At 52.7% G+C, this 1,485-nt stretch carries 2 protein-coding genes and 1 pseudogene; all 3 read right to left on the bottom strand.

Going from position 1 to position 1,485, the window contains the following annotated elements; genetic code table 11:
* Positions 1–148, bottom strand: a pseudogene (locus ACTHUM_RS13810) (ACP S-malonyltransferase); the annotation flags it as partial.
* A gap of 153 nt (positions 149–301) precedes the next feature.
* Entirely contained in the window at positions 302–505 is a 204-nt protein-coding gene (locus tag ACTHUM_RS13805) for a DUF1294 domain-containing protein (protein WP_224783389.1), read from the bottom strand.
* Between the two features lie 51 nt (positions 506–556).
* Positions 557–1,485, bottom strand: a 929-nt coding sequence (locus tag ACTHUM_RS13800) for a beta-ketoacyl-ACP synthase III (protein WP_440403147.1), incomplete at its 5' end; no start/stop codon positions are given.

The raw sequence follows: 1,485 nt of genomic DNA, 5'->3' as shown, positions 1-1,485 counted from the left end.
CTTCGCCGTTAATCATTGCCCACAGGTCTTGACCCAATACGGCGGAAGCTTCGTCAAATGTGGCTTTAACGATGGCTTGCTCGGCAAAGCCGTTCATCATGCCTAGGCTTTGTGAGCCTTGTCCGGGAAAGAAGAATGCGAAAGACATGGTAATTCCTTATTGGTTTGAATGTTTGAGGGTGTCTGCCAGCAGAAGGAGGGTGGCGGCAGTATTGGTTGCAGCACTCAGCCGGAAGGTGCGGACAAAACTGAGTTTGCTGGTTTTATGCCGGAATGCGAGGCTGCTGCAATAACCGCCCGGTCAGCCGCCAAGCAGATTGAGCAGGTGCAATTTTGCTTCGGGTATGCGTCTGCCGTGGTTGCGTGCGCGCTGTTTGTCTAGGTAGTAAAGCAGGAAAACGTATGCACTCAGTGCGAGATAGGCGATTGCCAGTTTGGGCAATATTATAGCCGTTATGCTTAAAAACAGGCTGCTGATGCAGAGTGCAAACGTTAGGGATTTCATGGGTTTTAGCAGAATAGGCTGTCTGAAAGGGATGTTCAGACGGCCCAACCGTTAGTATTTTACTAAGACCGCACCCCAGGCAAAACCGCCGCCGATGCCTTCGAGCAAGAGGTTTTGTCCGCGTTTGATTTGGCCGTTTTTAATACCGACATCCAGTGCCAGCGGAATAGAGGCAGCGGACGTGTTGCCGTGGTCTTGGACGGTCAGGATCACTTTGTCCATGCTCAAGCCCAAGTGTTTGGCGGTAGAGTCGATAATGCGCTTATTGGCTTGGTGCGGCACAAGCCAATCGATTTGATTGGTGGTATAACCGGCTTCTTCGATAACGTCATCTGCGATTTTGGACAGCATTTTGACGGCAAACTTGAATACGCCGGGGCCGTCCATGCTGATGTAGGGCGAACCGCAAATCTGGCCGTTGGCAATTTGTCCCGGGACGTTCAAAAGGTTGAGGTAGTTGCCGTCGGCTTTGAGTTTGCTATGGATAATGCCCGGTTCGTCAGATGCACTTAAGACAACCGCGCCCGCACCGTCACCAAAGAGGACGCAGGTGGTGCGGTCGTTCCAATCGACGATGCGGCTGAAGGTTTCAGCGCCGATAACCAAAGCGTTTTTCGCCATGCCACTTTTGATGTAGGCATTGGCAGTGGTCAGGGCATACATAAAACCGGCGCACACGGCTTGTACGTCAAAGGCAGGGCAGCCGTTGGCAATGCCCAATTTTTGCTGCACGATGGTTGCCGTAGAAGGGAACTGCATATCGGGGGTAGCTGTGGCGACGATAATCAGGTCGATATCGTCAGCCTGCAAACCGGCATCTGCCAAGGCGCGGCGCGCTGACTCGGCGGCCAAATCGCTGGTTTTTTCGCTGTCGTCTGCAATATGGCGAAATTTGATACCTGTACGCGTGGTAATCCACTCGTCGGAAGTGTCCACTTTTTTGGCAAGGTCGTCATTGCTGACGCGGTTGGCAGGAAGGT

This window comes from Neisseria sp. P0021.S006, assembly GCF_051956895.1.
This window is presented reverse-complemented; position numbering and strand designations above follow the sequence as displayed.

Excerpts from the sequence above, each read along its gene's own strand:
- ACTHUM_RS13805 (WP_224783389.1), bottom strand. The coding sequence starts at position 505 with ATGAAATCCCTAACGTTTGCACTCTGCATCAGCAGCCTGTTTTTAAGC.